General features: G+C 40.6%; 15 protein-coding genes. 10 read left to right on the forward strand and 5 right to left on the reverse strand.

Annotated features, from left to right (window positions below; translation table 11 throughout):
- Positions 1 to 19 precede the first annotated feature (19 nt).
- Both AC4GME_RS00615 and rplQ read left to right on the forward strand, forming a co-directional pair.
- Positions 20 to 1006: a DNA-directed RNA polymerase subunit alpha gene (locus AC4GME_RS00615; protein ID WP_490375613.1), complete on the forward strand. Its 987-nt coding sequence runs from the start codon at positions 20 to 22 to the stop codon at positions 1004 to 1006.
- 39 nt (positions 1007 to 1045) lie between these two features.
- Positions 1046 to 1426 (forward strand): 50S ribosomal protein L17, encoded by a 381-nt coding sequence (gene rplQ, locus AC4GME_RS00620; protein WP_490375612.1) that lies wholly within the window; start codon positions 1046 to 1048, stop codon positions 1424 to 1426.
- A gap of 91 nt (positions 1427 to 1517) precedes the next feature.
- Here the strand turns inward: rplQ and oxyR are convergent, their stop codons facing one another.
- Entirely contained in the window at positions 1518 to 2423 is a 906-nt protein-coding gene (gene oxyR / locus AC4GME_RS00625) for a DNA-binding transcriptional regulator OxyR (RefSeq protein WP_490375611.1), read from the reverse strand.
- A gap of 154 nt (positions 2424 to 2577) precedes the next feature.
- Between oxyR and AC4GME_RS00630 the strand changes: the two genes are divergently transcribed.
- From AC4GME_RS00630 to AC4GME_RS00650, 5 genes are all read left to right on the forward strand, one after another.
- Positions 2578 to 4116: an Ig-like domain-containing protein gene (locus tag AC4GME_RS00630; protein WP_490375610.1), complete on the forward strand. Its 1539-nt coding sequence runs from the start codon at positions 2578 to 2580 to the stop codon at positions 4114 to 4116.
- 144 nt (positions 4117 to 4260) lie between these two features.
- Positions 4261 to 4854: a superinfection exclusion B family protein gene (locus AC4GME_RS00635; protein WP_490375609.1), complete on the forward strand. Its 594-nt coding sequence runs from the start codon at positions 4261 to 4263 to the stop codon at positions 4852 to 4854.
- Positions 4855 to 5067: 213 nt separating this feature from the next.
- Entirely contained in the window at positions 5068 to 5769 is a 702-nt protein-coding gene (trmH, locus tag AC4GME_RS00640; protein ID WP_490375608.1) for a tRNA (guanosine(18)-2'-O)-methyltransferase TrmH, read from the forward strand.
- Between the two features lie 21 nt (positions 5770 to 5790).
- Positions 5791 to 7230 carry a DUF2868 domain-containing protein gene (locus AC4GME_RS00645; RefSeq protein WP_490375607.1) on the forward strand — a complete coding sequence of 480 codons (1440 nt, stop codon included), beginning with the start codon at positions 5791 to 5793 and terminating at the stop codon, positions 7228 to 7230.
- Positions 7227 to 8612, forward strand: a complete 1386-nt coding sequence (locus AC4GME_RS00650) for a GTPase/DUF3482 domain-containing protein (RefSeq protein ID WP_490375606.1) — start codon at positions 7227 to 7229, stop codon at positions 8610 to 8612. The genes AC4GME_RS00645 and AC4GME_RS00650 overlap by 4 nt, the downstream gene beginning before the upstream one ends.
- On the opposite strand, the gene AC4GME_RS00655 is transcribed toward AC4GME_RS00650, so the two are convergent.
- Positions 8607 to 9464, reverse strand: a complete 858-nt coding sequence (locus tag AC4GME_RS00655; protein ID WP_490375605.1) for a phospholipase A — start codon at positions 9462 to 9464, stop codon at positions 8607 to 8609. The genes AC4GME_RS00650 and AC4GME_RS00655 overlap by 6 nt on opposite strands.
- A gap of 106 nt (positions 9465 to 9570) precedes the next feature.
- On the opposite strand from AC4GME_RS00655, the gene recG reads away from it, so the two are divergent.
- The 3 genes from recG to putP all read left to right on the forward strand — a co-directional run bounded on the left by recG (position 9571) and on the right by putP (position 14568).
- Complete coding sequence (gene recG, locus AC4GME_RS00660) at positions 9571 to 11643, forward strand: ATP-dependent DNA helicase RecG (RefSeq protein WP_490375604.1); 2073 nt, start codon at positions 9571 to 9573, stop codon at positions 11641 to 11643.
- A gap of 23 nt (positions 11644 to 11666) precedes the next feature.
- Positions 11667 to 12962, forward strand: a complete 1296-nt coding sequence (locus AC4GME_RS00665) for an AsmA family protein (protein WP_490378887.1) — start codon at positions 11667 to 11669, stop codon at positions 12960 to 12962.
- A gap of 109 nt (positions 12963 to 13071) precedes the next feature.
- Entirely contained in the window at positions 13072 to 14568 is a 1497-nt protein-coding gene (gene putP, locus AC4GME_RS00670) for a sodium/proline symporter PutP (RefSeq protein WP_490377965.1), read from the forward strand.
- Positions 14569 to 14681: 113 nt separating this feature from the next.
- On the opposite strand, the gene glnG is transcribed toward putP, so the two are convergent.
- Genes glnG through AC4GME_RS00685 form a run of 3 tightly spaced genes read right to left on the reverse strand, consistent with a single transcriptional unit; the run spans position 14682 to position 17738 of the window.
- Positions 14682 to 16082 (reverse strand): nitrogen regulation protein NR(I), encoded by a 1401-nt coding sequence (gene glnG, locus AC4GME_RS00675; RefSeq protein ID WP_490377966.1) that lies wholly within the window; start codon positions 16080 to 16082, stop codon positions 14682 to 14684.
- A 3-nt stretch (positions 16083 to 16085) separates the two neighbouring features.
- Complete coding sequence (gene glnL, locus AC4GME_RS00680; RefSeq protein ID WP_490377967.1) at positions 16086 to 17165, reverse strand: nitrogen regulation protein NR(II); 1080 nt, start codon at positions 17163 to 17165, stop codon at positions 16086 to 16088.
- Between the two features lie 12 nt (positions 17166 to 17177).
- On the reverse strand, positions 17178 to 17738 hold the full coding sequence (locus AC4GME_RS00685; protein WP_490377968.1) for a DUF4124 domain-containing protein: 561 nt from the start codon (positions 17736 to 17738) through the stop codon (positions 17178 to 17180).
- Positions 17739 to 17880: the final 142 nt, after the last annotated feature.

Raw genomic sequence — 17880 nt, forward strand, 5'->3', positions numbered from 1 at the left:
CTGCTAAGAGAGGACACAAATGCAGGGTTCTGTAATTGATTTTCTAAAACCAAGATTAGTTGATATCGAACAAGTCAACGCAACTAGAGCAAAAGTGACTTTAGAGCCATTAGAACGTGGTTTTGGTCATACTTTAGGTAATGCGCTTCGTCGTATCTTGTTATCATCTATGCCGGGAACGGCGGTAACAGAAGTCGAAATTGATGGTGTACAACATGAGTACAGCACAAAAGAAGGCGTACAGGAAGATATCCTTGAGATCCTTCTAAACCTTAAAGGTCTAGCTGTTAAACTTGAAGGTAAAAACGAAGTTCTAGTTAGTTTAACTAAATCTGGGGCCGGTCCTGTTACTGCAGGCGACATCATTCATGATGGTGATGTAGAGATAGTCAACCCAGAACATGTGATCTGTAATTTAACAGGCAATGCTGAAATCAGCATGCGTATTAAAATTGAATCAGGTCGCGGTTATGTTCCAGCTTCATCACGTATTCATACCGAAGAAGATGAGCGTCCAATTGGTCGTCTATTAGTAGATGCGACTTTCAGTCCTGTTGAGCGTATTGCTTACAGTGTTGAATCAGCTCGTGTTGAACAGCGTACCGATTTAGACAAACTTGTCATCGATATGGAAACAGATGGAACACTTGATCCGGAAGAAGCAATTCGTCGCTCAGCTACAATTCTAGCTGAACAATTAGACGCATTTGTTGACTTACGTGATGTAAGTGAGCCTGTTGAGAAGGAAGAAAAACCTGAGTTTGATCCGATTCTCTTGCGCCCAGTAGATGACTTAGAATTAACTGTTCGTTCTGCTAACTGTTTAAAAGCAGAAACGATTCACTATATCGGTGATCTGGTTCAAAGAACAGAAGTTGAACTTCTTAAAACGCCTAATTTAGGTAAGAAGTCTCTAACTGAAATCAAAGATGTACTTGCATCTCGTGGACTTTCTCTAGGTATGCGCCTAGAAAACTGGCCACCAGCAAGTCTTATCGAAGATTAATCAGTCGTCATTCGAATAACGAATAATAAGGATTAGGTTATGCGTCATCGTCATAGCGGACGTCAACTTAACCGAAACAGCAGCCATCGTCAGGCTATGTTTCGCAATATGGCAAGTTCAATTGTTGAACATGAAGTAATTAAAACTACTTTACCTAAAGCAAAAGAACTTCGTCGTGTAGTTGAGCCTTTAATTACCCTAGCTAAAACGGATAGCGTTGCTAACCGTCGTTTAGCTTTTGCTCGCACCCGTGATAACGCGGTTGTAGCTAAACTATTTAATGAATTGGGTCCTCGTTACGAGGGTCGCCCTGGTGGTTACACACGTATCATTAAATGTGGTTTCCGTACCGGTGATAAAGCTCCTATGGCTTACATCGAATTGGTAGACCGTCCAGTAGTAGCTGACGAAGAAGAGTAAATCTTCTTTTAAGCGACATTAAAAAAGCCGAACTTATGTTCGGCTTTTTTGTATCTGAAATTCCTAGCTGTTAGTCGACAGCTGTCGGCTGTCAGCCGTACTGTTTTAACTTGTCCTGCACGCTTGTACTGATTAGTTTTGATAAATGCTCAAAGCAGATTTTTCGGACACTATTATTCCGGCATATTAAACCAATACTTCTTGATGGTATCGGTTTTTTAAAGGGAATATACCGGATCCCTGCCTGATGACGATTAGTGGGAATCGCTAACTGAGGTAATAATGTCAGGCCATTATCTGCACTGATCATATGGCGAAGCGTTTCTAAACTGGTTGCTTTAAAACTCTGATCTTCGATTGCACCGGCTGCAAAGCAAAACCCCATCGCCTGATCGCGTAAACAATGTCCGTCTTCCAGCATTAGAACGCGCTCGCCACGCAGTTTATCTATATTGATAGCGGCTTTATCTGCCCATTGATGTGTCTCAGCTAATGCTAGTTCTAGCGGTTCATCATAAAGCACAAACTGTTGAAACGATTCCATCTCCGGTAATAGCGGTAGCACTAAACAATCAAGCTCCCCCTCTTCAAGCTGCTTTAATAGAATATGGGTTTGATTCTCATGCAGATACAGCTCTAACTCAGGAAAGTGCTGTTTTATCGCAGGAATAATCAATGGTAATAGATAGGGGGCAACCGTGGGTATTAAGCCGATATGAAGAATCCCCTGCATTGGTTCATTATGGCTTTTGGCAATCTCTTTTAACGATTTAGCTTCCAGTAAAATCGTTTTAGCCTTAGCGACAATATCAAGCCCAGCCTGGGTAAAAATCACCTTACGTGATGAACGCTCCATTAACGTTACATTCAATTCATCTTCAAGTTTACGAATCTGTCCGCTTAATGTTGGTTGGCTAACAAAACACTTTTCCGCCGCTTTTCGAAAATGTTTTAACTCTTCAAGCGCGATCAAGTACTCTAAATCTCTAAAATTCATAACAGTAAACCTTGTATGAGGATAAATCTGACGGGCAAGTGTAAATTACTATTGAGCTACCTCCAAAAATTTAAAATAAAACAAATACTAAAAAGAATTTGGTTTATACTTCTCAACTTATTGGCAATTTTATATTTATTAAAAGGAACTTTCCATGCAATTGCATCAAACTTTGTCTATCGCAATGCTTTCACTCTTACTTTTTGCATGTGGTGGTAGCCTGGATGGCACGACAACTGAACCTGTTGTTGATGATGAGACTCCCACTGAAGAAGATACTATTATTGAAGACGCGGCACCTGCTGACCCGGGAGTTCCATCTTATTTTACTTATTCAGGTGCTTCGCAATCATGGGTTGCAATTCAAGGCACTGGTGGTGTAGGGCGCACAGAAGCTTCTGTATTGACCTTTAAATTATTAGATTTAAATGGTGATGCTGTTTCTGGCGTAGATGTTAATTTCGCATTAACCGCACCTTCAGGCACAACCCTTGAACCATTAACCGGTACGACAGATGATTCTGGTTTTGTCAGTACTACCGTCAGTTCCGGTAAGGTAAGTGGCACTCTACGCGTAACCATAGAAACTGCCGATGGATCAATTGAACTTGTTTCCGATATCTTATCCGTATCTACGGGGTTGCCTGATCAAGATAGCTTTTCACTTTCAATAGGTGATCATTCACCAGAGTCTTTGAATATTAATGGTGTTCGGGTACCTGCTGTAATTCATCTAGCAGATAGATTTAACAATGCAGTACCGGATGGAACTGCAGTGTATTTTACAACTGAAGGGGGGGCAATTCGAGATGCTACAACTGGTACTGTTGGTTCTTGTTTAACACTTGGTAGTGAATGTCAATTAGAGTGGGTATCACAAAACCCTCGCCCAGATGGTAATAAATTAACAGATTTTACTACTGGTTGTGCCGCGTTTGCATTTGATCCATGGGGATACGGTGTTGGACCATGCATAAATCCCCTTGGTATGGGAAGACCCTATGGCGGCAGAGTGACCATTACAGCATTTGCAGTTGGTGAGGAAGTTTTCATTGATAATGATGCTGATGGTTGGTTTAGTGATGGGGATGACTTTTTAGCAAGTCAAGACGACTTATCTGAAGTGTTTTTTGACCATAATGAAGATGGATTTTATAAAGAAGAACAGAGTGCTGTTAATATCAATGATGAACGTGAGGAATACCATGATTTTGCTCCAATTAATGGTGTTTTCGATCAAGCAAATGGAATATATAACGGCACATTATGTTCGGATGAAACTTTAGCCGTAGATGGTTGTACACGTGATTTGATTAATGTGCGAGCAGAACAACAGTTAATTATGGCGTCGAAGGATCAATTTATTCGAGTTCAAAATGGTGGAGTAGATATAAACGCTGTAGATTTGACAACTAACGGCAGTGAGACTCTAAAAGTTTATTTTGCAGATATATATAATAATCACCCACCAACCGGGACTACAATTACTGTTTCTACAGATAACGGTCTATTATCAGGCAAGACTTCATGGGAGGTTGGTAGTAGTGCTGGTTATGGGGCATTTGATATTGAAATAAATATAATTAATGAAACAGAGCCTAATAAGAAAACAAATGGTAAATTAGTTATTGAGTTAGCAACTCCAGGAAGCGGTACATTATCATTTATAATGAATGTAACTGACGCAGGTTAATTGCATTTACTTAACTCTTTAAAAAAGCAGCTTCGGCTGCTTTTTTATTATCTATTATTTCCCCAATAACACAGGAAAACAAACTCTGGCACGACCCTTGCTACATACATGTTGTGTAACAAATTTTTGGCAAGGAGCTTAATTATGATGCAGTTAATTCAACGAGTTAAAGATCAGCAGGGTATTACGCAGGCAATGGCCTGGATGTGTATCGCCAGTGCCACCCTCTTAATAGTGCCTGTTTCATTATTGAAAATGTCTGGAACGACTCAGTGGTCACAGCTTTATGCTCCTTATGTCTGGATTTTGGCGTTATTAACTGGTTCATATTTAATCACTCGTTTAGTGACGTTTTTATTTACTTACTTCGTTGCTGAGTTAAAAAAACGTCAGCTTCTATCTTCGCGTAATAAAATGATCCGTCAATTAGACTTCGAAGAAAAAGCGGTTTTGCGTGAATTTATTATTCAGCGCAAAAATGTACTGCCACTGCCAATGAATGAACTAGCGGTGAGTAACTTATTACAATCTGGCGTACTTGTGCCTGCTTTTGAAACTCAGGAAATTAAAGGCAGTGGCCGTATTATTAAATTATCTATTGCGATTGATGCAAGAGAGCAATTAACCCATAAAGTATTAGGTTTACCTGTCGGTAAATTGACTGAGCAAGAGGCAACTATTTTAAAGGCAGCTCGACCAGATTATGCTCGCACCAATTACATTGCATTAAGAGACTAAGAATAGAATCTATATATATATACTCAAACGACCTGAAGATGCTGAATCTGCATATTGAAGTGGTTTAGGTATATTATCCCGCTCCTCTTTGAACCAGGATCTTGTTGACTCCCTGTATCAGGATGGTTTTTGCCTCGTTTGACCTGCTTTTTGTCCTCGTAAATTTATGTATAATAAACACTTCAATCTTATCCCATTATTTTGAGAGTTATTATGTCACCTGAACGCCTTGCCCGTATCACGCAAATGCTAAACCGTCGCCAACCTGAACTTACAGTTTGTTTAGAGCAGGTGCATAAACCACATAATTTGGCCGCTATTGTGCGTACTGCAGATGCGGTTGGTGTCAGTGATGTGCATGCAACCTGGGAAGATAAGGCGATGCGCCTTTCTGGTAAAAGTGCAACAGGTAGTCAGAACTGGGTGAATGTTCACTCTCATGAGACAACCCAAGAAGCAATTGCCGCATTGCGAGCACAAGGAATGCAGATTATCGCAACAAATCTTTCTGACACTGCGATCGATTTTCGAGAAGTTGATTATACTAAACCAACGGCTATTTTGATGGGGCAGGAAAAACACGGCATCAGTGACGAAGCGTTAGCACTTGCTGATCAAGATGTGATTATTCCAATGGTCGGCATGTGCCAGTCATTAAATGTATCGGTTGCTTCTGCATTAATCCTCTATGAAGCGCAACGTCAGCGTGAACTGGCTGGTATGTATAACGGTGAATGCCGTTTACCTAGCGAGGAAGCGCATAGAATTTTATTTGAAGGCGGGCATCCCATTTTTACTAAATTGTGCCGAGAGAAAAACCTACCTTATCCGCCATTAGATGAAGAGGGGCAGATAAATGCCAGTGATGATTGGTGGTTAGCGATTCGTTCCTCTTCAAAAAACGCTGCTAAGTAAATAAGTGCGGGAGAATTATTAGTGGATCTATTTCAGCAACGTTTATTAGCCGAAGGTATACGCGCTGTTGAAGGTGATTCTCCTGCTTTATCAACGCCTATATCAGAAAAGCCGGGCGTTAGTTTTGATAAATCAGTGTTACAGCGTGCTCTGCAGCTTGATTCTCAGCTGCAAATCTCAGCGCTATTCTCACACTTTAAAGATTTAACTAAAAACCTGTTTACGCTGTTATCTGTGCTTTTATTCGTGGTAGGTGCAAGCAGTGTACAACAGCTGTTTTTTAGTGAACAGGGCACGCAGATAAACTTCTTTTGGGCGTTTGTCCTGTTCTTTATTCCCAATTTTATTACCTTGTTTTTATGGTTACTGTTTTTTTTACAACCCAATTTATTAAGCAGTGGTTGGCTGGCTCGCTTAACTCTGTTTTTATTAAAAACAGTTGAAAAACGTTTTAATCCGCAATCAACAAAGCATCCACATTTTTGGACATTATTTAAATGCTATTTTAAAGTCAGTTTCTCAGCTGATCTAGGACGTTATCAGTTATCTGCTGTAACCCATCTGTTGTGGCTGAGTTATTTTTGCGGCGCAACCTTAATGTTAGTGATGATGCTTGCTACACATCAGGTCGATTTTATCTGGCAGACCAGTATTCTATCGCTGGCAAACTTTCAATGGTTAACTGAGTTATTGGCCTATATTCCCAACTTATTGGGATTTCCAGTGCCCAATCTTGAGCAGATACAGCAAAGCCATTTAGGCGCAGTTAATGTTATTGCGGATGCACAAAACAGTCGTCTGGTCTGGTCGAGTTTATTGATTAGCAGTTTGATAATTTATGGTTTAGCACCTCGTTTTCTTTTATTGTTATTAATGCAGTTTTTATTAAAAATAAAAAGAAAACAATTTAGTTTAAATTTAAGCAAACCTTATTACGTGCAATTACGGCAACTGTTAAAACCCAATGTTACCTCCTTGGGTATTAGCGATCCTGATACGTTTAAAGTAGCGCCCTCTAACCATCTACATTCGGAAATGGCGTGCCATCAGCTACCCTCCTGTTTTTATCCTGTGGCGATAGAGTTATCAGCAACACAACTTATTGAATGCAAAAAACATGTTAAACAATACTCTCCTGAGCAGTTTGAGCTGTTAAAACATATCTGTGATTTTCAAAGCCAGCAACAGTTATTAAATGAGATTGTAAATGTCGGGCCACAAGCGATTGTTTTATACGTAACCTTATCGCGTTTACCGGATCGTGGTTTATTAGGCTTTATTAAATCGTTAACCGCATTAACGACTAAATCGTTTTATTTACTGCTTATCGATGATGCCCTTATTGAATCATCCCATTTAAGCAAACGTCGCAGTGATTGGTATGAACTTGCAGCGCAGGCAGATATTTCTTTAGATAATATTATTCAGTTTAAAATCAATAAAAAACCGGAGGCTAGATGAGTAAAAATGGCTTATCTGTAGCGGTTGTCGGTCATGCTAATGCGGGTAAAACCTCATTAATGCGTACTTTACTACGTGATACAGAATTTGGTGAAGTGGCAGATCAAGCTGGCACCACTCGTCATGTTGAAGGCAGTGCACTGTTGATTGATGAGACTAACAGTCTGGCATTGTTTGATACTCCAGGACTCGAAGACTCAATTCGTCTGTTTCATATTTTAAGTGGTTATTTTGCAGATCAGTCTGTAGATGGCATTGAACGCTTACAATATTTCCTTGCGCACCTTTCTGAATACCCTGAACTCGAGCAAGAAGCTAAAGTGCTGCGCACACTGTTAAATAATGATCTTATTTTTTATGTGATTGATTTGCGCGAACCGGTTTTAGGTAAATATCGTGATGAATTACAAATTCTCAGTTATGGTGCAAAGCCGATTATCCCGGTGCTTAACTTTACCAAACAAGGTGGCGATAATTTAGAGCAATGGAAAACACAATTAGCCCGCCTTAATTTTCATGCGGTTGTAAGTTTTGATAATGTTCATTTTAATTTTTCTGATGAGATGAAAATTTACCAAAAAATGCAGACCTTGCTGGCAGATAAAGAAGAGTTACTGCAAAACTTTATAAATCAGCGCCAAATTCAGTGGTCTGAACGTTTTAATGCCGCCAGAGAGATCGTCGCTAACCTGTTTGTTGAATCGGCTTGTGTGCGTTTCAAGACGGTCAATAGTGAACAGGAAATCGAACAGGCAACTCTTAAACTTCAACAGGTGGTTCGTAAAGCGGAAAGCAAATGTGTTCGCCGACTGTTAAAGCTCTATCAGTTTCGCAAAGGGGATTTAGAAAATAGTGAATTACCCGTTGAGCAAGGTGGCTGGCAACTGGATCTGTTCTCAGCCGATAACCTGCAAGAGTTTGGTATCAAACTAACAGGGAATATTGCCAAAGGCGCGGGATTGGGTGTGGCGATTGATTTAGTCACTGCAGGTATGACCTTGGGCGCCGCCGCTGTTACTGGTGGAATCGTGGGTGCGTTATGGGGAGTTAAGCTGCGTTATTATGATGAGATACAAGCAAAAATTAAAGGCAGCCGTTATATCTGTTTAAATGATGTGACGCTGCAGGTGTTGTGGTTAAGGCAGATCAAACTGTTAGAGCTCTTACAGAAAAGAGGTCATGCCAGTTTTGATAAAATTGATTATCAAGTTAGCCTGCATAAGCAAAAAAATGCGTTACCAAAAAACTGGTCTAAATGGTTACGTAAATTACGTAACCATCCAAACTGGTCATCACTGAATGTAAACTCCGCAGAGCTGGAAGATAGCAAGCGTCTGTTATTTATCGAGCAGGTAAGTGTGGAAATGGTTAATGAGTTATAACCAGTCCGTTAATGAAATACCCAAACCTATCGTATTGGTATATTCATTGTATTCAATCATGCTGTTGCCGTAACCAGAGAACAGTTGAAAATAACCGCGAACCCTGCCATGGATAGGAAAGCTCCAATCGAACTCTACAGAGCCTTTACTAAAACCACTTTCGAGATTATTACGGCTGGTAATCGCGATGGTATTGTTATTCACTGTATAAAAAGCATAAATTTTCCCGTGTCCATAATAATCCAGTAAATCCGGGTTATTATCTTCACTTGCTGTTTCTTCGAAACGATACCAAGGATTAATGGCAACCGTAAAATTGCCATTTTCAAAGATAAGATTGCTTTCAATGCGGTTCCAACTGCGTGACATAGGCTCTGTCTGTCCATTTGACTGATGGGTTAAATTCAGTGTTGCTAATTTAAAATTCCAACCGCCAGCTAATTTACGGTTCTGTACCCAATGTGCAAACAGTTCAGGTTCATAGTTGGTTTCGCGAAACGGGGATGAATTGTCGCTGTTATATGCCTGCCAGAAAGAGACCTGGGTATAGCCTAAAAAAACCGAAATGGGTAAGTCAGCAATATCAACTAAAACGGGAATTTTAAAGCTAAACTGAAATTTCACCTCGACTTGTTGCAGTTCACCATCCGGGATAATGCCTTTATAAACATCATAAGATTGAATTTTGTCATTAAAAGTAAAAGGTAAAAGATAAGTTGGTTTATGAGGGATAATAGAGAAGCGAGTCTCTTCGAGTTTTTTTTCCTGCTGTATACGCCGATCAATCGCCGACTCTTCGGCTATTGTGGAAAAACTGAATAAAAAAATAAATATTGAGAATAATAAACGCATATCCATTGCCTTGATAAATAATGTAAATAATAATCATAGCTTCAAGCATAATAGGTTCAAGCTGAAATTATGCTGCTTTACATAGTCTAACTGTATGGGGTTTAAAATGAAATTAGAAAAAGTGCCCTTAACCGTTCTTAAAGGCGTGGGCATTAAAGCCTCTGAAAGGTTAGCTAAGCTTGGTTTAAACAGTGTTGCCGATCTGCTCTTTCATTTGCCTTTACATTATCAAGACAGAACCCGGCTTTATCCTATTTCTGATCTCAAAGATGGCATGCAGGTAAGTGTGCAGGGCTTCGTGTTAAGCTGCAATGTACAGATGGGAAAAAGGCGTATCTTAAAATGTAAAATAAGTGATGGCAGTGGCAGTGTGACGCTTAACTTTTTTCATTTTAATGCGTCACAAAAAAATAGTTTTGCAACAGGAGCTTTAATTAAATGCTTTGGTGAATTTAAACGCGGTTATCAAGGATTTGAGGTAACTCATCCGGATTATTCCATGCTTGATTCCATCGAAGCAAGCGATGTAGAACAAACCTTAACCCCCATTTATCCGTCAACTGACGGCCTTAAACAAAACAGCTTACGCAACTTAAGCGAACAAGCGTTAGTTTTTTTGCAGCAAAATAAAATAGATGAATTAGTGCCACTGCATCTGTTAACACACCCGATAAGTTTAGCCGATGCGCTTTATTATATTCATCGCCCGCCACCTGATGCCTGTATTGAGCAACTTGAAGCTAAAACTCACCCGGCACAGCAACGACTTATTATTGAAGAGTTACTCGCACAGCAAATCAGTATGCTGTCGATGCGTGCTAATGCGCAGCGGCATCAAGCGATAGCGATCAGGGAAACAGGGCTACTGCAAAAGCAGTTATTAGCCAGTCTGCCATTTTCACTGACTAATGCCCAACATAGAGTGACGCAGGAGATTCAAGGCGATCTGCAGCAAGCTATTCCTATGATGCGCTTAGTGCAGGGCGATGTGGGATCGGGTAAAACATTAGTGGCTGCGTTAGCTGCTTTAAGCGTGATTGAAGCGGGTTATCAGGTTGCGTTAATGGCGCCCACCGAACTGTTAGCTGAGCAGCATCTGCTTAATTTTACAAAGTGGTTTGAGCCGCTAAATATTCGTGTCGGTATGCTTTGTGGAAAAATGAAAGTCAAAGAGAAACGTTCTCAGTCAGAAAATATTAGCTTGGGTTTGTCTAAAATGGTAATAGGTACGCACGCGCTGTTCCAAGAGAGTGTGCAGTTTAATAATTTAGCTTTGATTATTGTTGATGAGCAACACCGCTTTGGTGTACATCAGCGTTTAGCGTTACGTGAAAAAGGGCAATCAGGTGATTTCGCGCCCCATCAGTTAACCATGACAGCCACACCGATCCCAAGAACATTGGCAATGACTGCCTATGCGGATCTTAATGTTTCAGTGATTGATGAGTTGCCTCCAGGACGAACCGCTGTGCAAACGGTTGCTCTGCCTGACTCTCGTCGGGAAGATATTATTCAACGTGTTTATCAATCTTGTAAAAATGAAGGGCGGCAAGCTTATTGGGTCTGTACCTTAATTGAAGAGTCTGAGGTTTTAGAGTGTCAGGCCGCGGAAGATACAGCCAATAACCTGCAATTATCCTTACCTGACCTGCGCATTGGTTTGGTGCATGGACGTATGAAAGCGATTGAAAAACAGTATGTGATGGATTACTTCAAAGCAGGAGAGTTAGACTTGCTGGTAGCAACTACCGTGATTGAAGTAGGGGTCGATGTACCTAATGCTAGCCTGATGATTATCGAGAACCCAGAGCGCCTTGGTTTAGCACAACTGCATCAACTGCGCGGCCGAGTTGGACGAGGCTGTGTCGCTAGCCACTGTGTTTTACTTTACAAAAATCCATTGTCTAAAACAGCACAAAAACGGCTGCAGATTTTACGTGAAAGCAATGATGGCTTTTATATTGCCGAACAAGATCTACTGATTCGTGGTCCGGGTGAAGTGCTAGGTACAAAACAAACAGGGATCGCGACATTTAAAATTGCGGATTTAATCCGTGACCAAAGTTTAATTCCACAAACCCAGCAACTGGCACTGAAAGTGATGGAGTCATATCCTGAGCTGATTAAACCTCTGAGCAAACGTTGGTTAGGGGAGAACGGAGAGTATGTGCATGCCTAGTTTTGTTTTAGGAGACGTTTGAGATGAAGCGTTTTTTCATTATCTCTGCTCTTCTGCTCACTTTTCTTGTGACCTCGTTAGCGCTGTTTGTTTACTTCTTTAACGTTAATGATTACTCAGAGTGGATCGCTAAACAGATTGAAAAATCCACAGGTTATCAAGTCAGTTTTGTCCTAATCGAAAATAACGGCTGGCAGGATCCTCGTTTTTCAGTTTCAGGATTATCCGTTATCAGTGATAAAAAAGAACTGCTACATATAGATCAAATCAATATCGATATTGGGCAATGGGATATTTGGAATCGTCAGTTAGAGATTGAATTAGTTGATGTCGCGGGTATTCATATTCGCGTCGAACAGGGCATTTTAAAAGGAGTGACAGCGGGTCAAAAAAGCGTAGGAAAAACAAAGCGGCAGATGCAGAGCTTGCCTTGGGACAGATTACGCATTAACAAATTACGTGTGTCTGACTTAAACATGGATTTAAGTAATGCAGGGCAAAGTTTAAAGTTACAGCAAGCAAATCTAAGCTCGGATAATTTACCTATTATTGAGCATAAAAAATTCGTATCAGCATTATTTAAAGGAAACTTGCTGTTTGATTTTAAAAAGCTTGATTTACAGTTATCTGCTTTAAAAGCAGTAAGGCTTGAGGATCTATCCCTATATTGTAATTTTGATCTGCAGAGCTTGCAGGCGAAGTTGGCACTATCAATTAAACAGCTTGGTTTTACATCGCCTAATCAAGCTGAAATTATTGTAGAGAACAGCCTGCTTGATTTGCAGCTGCATAAAAACAGGCTCAGTTTAAAGCGCTTATTTATTAAAGCATTTTCGGGTGAGCTGGATCTGCAAGCCGATGCTCTGTTATCGATTCATCTAATACCGGCACCTACTTTTTCTGTTAATAGCTTAACGGTATTGTCGTTATTGGTGAAAGATATGAGCTTAAATATCCCAGCTTTTATGCAGGCGTCTGAAAACGAAGAGTTTAGCCGGACAAATGAAAAACAAAAATTGCCGCTAGAAACTCTATTTTTAAAACAAGTGAATTTGCAGAATTTAAATATCAGCAGTGAGGAAAAGCTTCTCCCTTTAACGGTAAAAGGATTAAACAGTCGCGTGAGTGAGTTCTATCTGCTGCAAAATAATCAACTGTTTAGTTTATCTGCAGAGAATAACCAGTCTGGCTTATTTGCACTGCAGTTTACTTATTTACAGTGGTCGGAAACGATTGTCGAGCAGTTTTCCGTAGCAGGTAGCTTCTCTGAAGATGCCGCGCGTTTATTACTTTTAAAGCAGTTAATAACTGATAATTAAGAGATTTTAATTATTTTGTGCAAATCTAAGGCGATCAAGATCAATGAGAAAGGTCAAAAAATTGTTATAATCGCTGCCGTTTTTAACTTTAATCTTAATAGGGATATCCATGATTGAAAATAACTTTGCCATCACGGCAACGTTTATGGTGTATTTGGCGCTGATGTTATTTATCGGCTATTACGCATATAAACGTACCAGCAACTCTTCTGATTACTTTCTCGGTGGACGTACACTTGGGCCGTGGCCAGCGGCTTTATCAGCAGGGGCATCTGATATGAGTGGTTGGTTATTACTCGGTTTACCTGGTTATGCCTATGCCGCAGGTATGGAATCACTATGGCTCGCAGGTGGATTATTGCTTGGTAGTTGGGCAAACTGGTATATTGCAGCAAAACGTCTGCGTACTTACAGTATCACTACCGATAATGCATTAACCATACCTGAGTTTATCTCTCGCCGTTTTAATGATAAATCGAAACTGGTGCAGACTATTGCTGCCTTTTTTATCCTAATGTTCTTCCTTTTTTACACCAGTTCAGGCCTTGTTGCTGGTGGTAAACTGTTCGAAACCGTATTTGGCTTAGATTATAGCGTTGCGGTCATTATCGGCACCGCCTGCGTTGTTTCCTATACTCTTTTTGGCGGTTTTTTAGCGGTTTCCTGGACCGATTTAGTGCAGGGACTACTGATGTCGGCTGCACTTGTTATTGTGCCGATTGCAGCAATGCAAGGTGGATTTAATCAGCTGCTAACAGATTTACATACACTAAATCCTGAACTGTTAAGCTTATGGAATGGTATTGACGGTCAACCGCTTTCCTGGATTGCGATTATTTCACTACTCGCCTGGGGTCTTGGTTATTTCGGTCAACCGCATATTTTGGCTCGTTTTCTGGCAACACGCAGCAATAAAGATTTAACGACAGCCCGCCGCATTGCCATATCCTGGACCGCTATCTCAATATTTGGTGCGACTTTAGTGGGGCTAGTGGGCTTACTCTATATTCACGGCCATGCAACGGTCGTGTTAGCCGATGGTGAGAAAATCTTTATGCTACTGGTGAATGCTATTTTCCATCCTGTGGTTGCAGGTATTTTATTAGCTGCTATTTTGGCTGCGATTATGAGTACAGCGGATTCTCAACTACTCGTTTCATCATCAGCTTTAGCTGAAGATTTTTACAAGCAACTGATTCGCCCTGATGCATCATCATCAGAAGTAATGATGGTTGGTCGCTTAGGCGTGATCGCATTATCTCTGATCGCCTTTTTGTTAGCGATGAATCCGGATAGTTCTGTATTAGGCTTGGTTTCTTATGCGTGGGCGGGTTTTGGTGCTGCATTTGGTCCGGTTTTGCTATTAAGTTTGTACTGGAAGCGTATGAACCGCAATGGTGCATTAGCGGGTATTATCGTCGGTGGTATTACAATTGTAATCTGGAAACAGTTACAGGGTGGAATATACGATGTTTATGAAATTGTTCCTGGAATTATTTTTGCGACAGCTGCAATTGTAATTGCTAGTTTAGCAACTGCTGCGCCTGAAAAATCGGTAACAGAGCAGTTTGCACAGTTTGAAAAGAACTTAGCTGAATTTGATTAGTTCGCGTTAGTATATACCCATGATACCTCAAGGTGATGATTTTGCATCTTGAAGTAACATGGGTATAACTCCCACATGGTGCGTGGGAGTATGAAATATTGAGGGTTGGATATTTATGAAATATCAAACTCTTTTAGTTTACGGGTTAAGGTATTTCGACCCCAGCCTAATAGTTTTGCAGCTTCCTGTTTTTTACCTTGGGTGAAGGAGAGGGCGGTTTGCAGCATGATTTTTTCAAACTCAGGCAAAGCATTAGCAAGAACGTTTTCTTCCCCCTGTTTCAGTTCCGTTAAGGTCCACTGCTGGAGATTTTTCTGCCATAGCGGGCTTTCACTTTCACTATTTTCTGTTTCTTGTGAACCTAATTCTGGAGGTAAGTCAGAAATATGCACCTCTTGGCCGCTAGCCATAACGGTTAACCAGCGGCAAATATTTTCCAATTGGCGCACGTTGCCTGGCCAGGGCAATTGGCTTAAATACTCTTTTGTCTCAGCTGTGAGCTGTTTGCTTTCTACATTTAATTCACCAGCAATATTATTTAAGAAATGCTGTGCTAACAGACTGATATCTTCACGGCGCTCTCTTAATGCCGGTAGTTGTAAACGAATAACATTAAGGCGATGGAATAGATCTTCTCGGAAATCGCCACTTTGCACTTTTTTCTCTAAATTTTGATGGGTGGCTGCAATAATACGAACATCAACTTTAATACCTTGGTGACCACCCACACGGTAGAACTGCCCGTCGGCTAAAACACGCAATAAACGCGTTTGCACATCAAGTGGCATATCGCCTATCTCATCTAAAAATAGCGTGCCACCATCTGCTTGTTCAAAACGGCCTTGGCGATTACTGGCGGCCCCTGTAAATGCACCTTTTTCATGGCCAAACAGTTCCGCTTCAATGAGTTCTCTGGGTATTGCTGCCATATTTAATGCGATAAATGTTTTATCTTTACGCGGGCTGTGTTTATGCAGTGCGTGAGCGACTAACTCTTTACCTGTACCAGATTGGCCATTGATTAAAACACTCATACTGGAGCGGGATAATCGGCCAATTACACGGAAAACCTCCTGCATTGCAGGCGCTTCACCAATTATTTCCGGCATTGAAACAGTTGCTTCAGGTTTTTTTTTCTTCTGTTTTAACTCTAAACTATGGCTAATTGCACGTTGAATGAGTGAGGTGGCTTCATGAATATCAAAAGGTTTTGGCAGGTACTCAAACGCGCCACTTTGATAGGCATTGACTGCGCTATCTAAGTCACTGTGCGCGGTCATAATAATGATTGGAATAAATGGGAAACGTTCATGGATACGTTCCATTAAAGCAAGTCCGTCAATGCCCGGCATACGCACATCGGAAATAATAACTTCAGGCTGCTCGATTTGCAGTTGCTGCCATAAACATTCACCGTCAGGAAAACTGGCATGCTCAATATTTTCGGCCTTTAATGTTCGCTCTAAAACCCAACGAATTGCATGATCGTCATCTACTATCCAAGCTGTTGCCATCTGTTATTTCTCTTTAAATTTCATGGGTAAATAGATAAGAAACTCGGTATGCCCTGGTGTGCTGCTGCATTCGACTCGTCCATTATGTTGTTTAATTAACTCTTGTGCAATGGAAAGACCTAAACCTGTACCATCACTTCTGCCCGTTACCATAGGGTAAAATAGCGTGTCTTTTAATTGCTCCGGGATACCAGGTCCATTATCAATAATCTTAATTTCAGCCGCTAGGCGCTGCGGCAGACCATTAATCGTAATTTGGTGAGCGGTACGCGTCCTTAAGGTGATTTCGGAACGACTGTCTGCATTTAAATCCAGTGCTTGTACTGCATTTTGAATAATATTCAAAAATGCTTGCTGCAGTTGATCCGCCTGCATCTCAAAATCAGGAATACTTGGATCATAATCAACTTTAATTTTAATAAAATCGGGAAGATCTAAGCAAACTAACTTACGCACTTTCTCAAGCACCGAATGTATATTATGCGTAGCGCGTAAGCCTACTTTTTGCGGACCCAATAAACGATTGACTAAGGCACTTAAACGATCCGCTTGTTCAATAATAATTTGCGTAAACTCTTTAAGCTCTGGGGCAGATAGCTCACTCTCTAATAATTGTGCGGCGCCTCGTAATCCCCCTAAAGGATTTTTTATTTCATGGGCGAGTCCGCGAACCAGATCTTTTGCGGCTTTTTGTTGATTCTCTTGATAATGGACTTGACTGAATTTACGCTGCTGTTCAATACAACGCATCTCAATAATTACATAATCTGCATTGTTAAAGTTTAAGTAGGTTGCACTTAATGCAATTAAAAGGGGGTGTCCGTCAACCCGTAATGTCACTTCATTTTCAGTAAAAGAGTTTTTGTTAACAAAGATGCGCTCGATTGATGTTGGGTTGAAATGATAGTAGCTGGCAAGTTGTTGCAGACTTTGCTGATAAAGGCGTTGCGTGCTTTGTGACAGTAATAACTCACTTGCCGGGTTGGCATAAATAAGCTTTAAATCAGAGCTGATAACGACAAAAGCAGTATTAGCTTCTTCAAGTAGCGCTAATGGTAGTTCTTTTGCCTGCTTACTTAACATCGAGAGATAACATTATTGGATATTTGCTTTAATTGTACCAACAGATACTCGTTGCAGATGCACAGTGACGATCTGTGTTTTGGCTAGCAGTTTGCCATTTTCATCAAGTAGGTGAACTTGTATCTGATGTGTGCCACGGTCAATATTCTGCGCGCTTATGGTTGGTGATATTTGCGGCTCGCCGAGTGCTTTACCATCTAAAAACAGCTGTAGCTTTTGGTTGTTATTTTTCTCTGGTGTTGTTGATACATGGATATCAATCGTTCCCTCATTACTGCGAAGGGCTGTATCATCCAGCGGTGATGTTATGGTTGCTTGATATTCAATTGCGATTTTCTTTTCTTCTTCGACCGCTATCGATAATTCATTTTCAGCTTTTGGCTCTTTGCCATTGCTGCTCACCAATAAATTTTGATTGTTGACACTGACCTCTTCAGTTCCGGGGCCAGCTGTATCTGAAAAATGGCTTTTTCCTTGCTCATCAACCCAGTGATAAATTTTTGTATCTGCTACCACAGCAATAGATGAAAAGAGAAAAATTAGACTTGATAAGCACAATGTAAATCGTTTCATAATAATAAGCCTTAAATATAAGAGCTTTAATTGTGGGGCAAGAGTTTAATTAAGGCAATAAAAAAACCGCATAGTAGTAGGTTTTATCACTCAATATTTGCATCGTTTTTAAAAAGTTTATGCAATCTGCTCTGCATGGAAT

The organism is Psychromonas sp., from assembly GCF_983033635.1.

Coding starts and splice junctions, on each gene's coding strand:
- AC4GME_RS00635 (WP_490375609.1), top strand. CDS start 4,261: ATGATGCAGTTAATTCAACGAGTTAAAGATCAGCAGGGTATTACGCAG.
- recG (WP_490375604.1), top strand. CDS start 9,571: ATGAAATTAGAAAAAGTGCCCTTAACCGTTCTTAAAGGCGTGGGCATT.
- AC4GME_RS00685 (WP_490377968.1), bottom strand. CDS start 17,738: ATGAAACGATTTACATTGTGCTTATCAAGTCTAATTTTTCTCTTTTCA.
- AC4GME_RS00655 (WP_490375605.1), bottom strand. CDS start 9,464: ATGCGTTTATTATTCTCAATATTTATTTTTTTATTCAGTTTTTCCACA.
- glnL (WP_490377967.1), bottom strand. CDS start 17,165: ATGTTAAGTAAGCAGGCAAAAGAACTACCATTAGCGCTACTTGAAGAA.
- AC4GME_RS00615 (WP_490375613.1), top strand. CDS start 20: ATGCAGGGTTCTGTAATTGATTTTCTAAAACCAAGATTAGTTGATATC.
- rplQ (WP_490375612.1), top strand. CDS start 1,046: ATGCGTCATCGTCATAGCGGACGTCAACTTAACCGAAACAGCAGCCAT.
- glnG (WP_490377966.1), bottom strand. CDS start 16,082: ATGGCAACAGCTTGGATAGTAGATGACGATCATGCAATTCGTTGGGTT.
- AC4GME_RS00665 (WP_490378887.1), top strand. CDS start 11,667: ATGAAGCGTTTTTTCATTATCTCTGCTCTTCTGCTCACTTTTCTTGTG.
- putP (WP_490377965.1), top strand. CDS start 13,072: ATGATTGAAAATAACTTTGCCATCACGGCAACGTTTATGGTGTATTTG.
- trmH (WP_490375608.1), top strand. CDS start 5,068: ATGTCACCTGAACGCCTTGCCCGTATCACGCAAATGCTAAACCGTCGC.
- oxyR (WP_490375611.1), bottom strand. CDS start 2,423: ATGAATTTTAGAGATTTAGAGTACTTGATCGCGCTTGAAGAGTTAAAA.
- AC4GME_RS00650 (WP_490375606.1), top strand. CDS start 7,227: ATGAGTAAAAATGGCTTATCTGTAGCGGTTGTCGGTCATGCTAATGCG.
- AC4GME_RS00630 (WP_490375610.1), top strand. CDS start 2,578: ATGCAATTGCATCAAACTTTGTCTATCGCAATGCTTTCACTCTTACTT.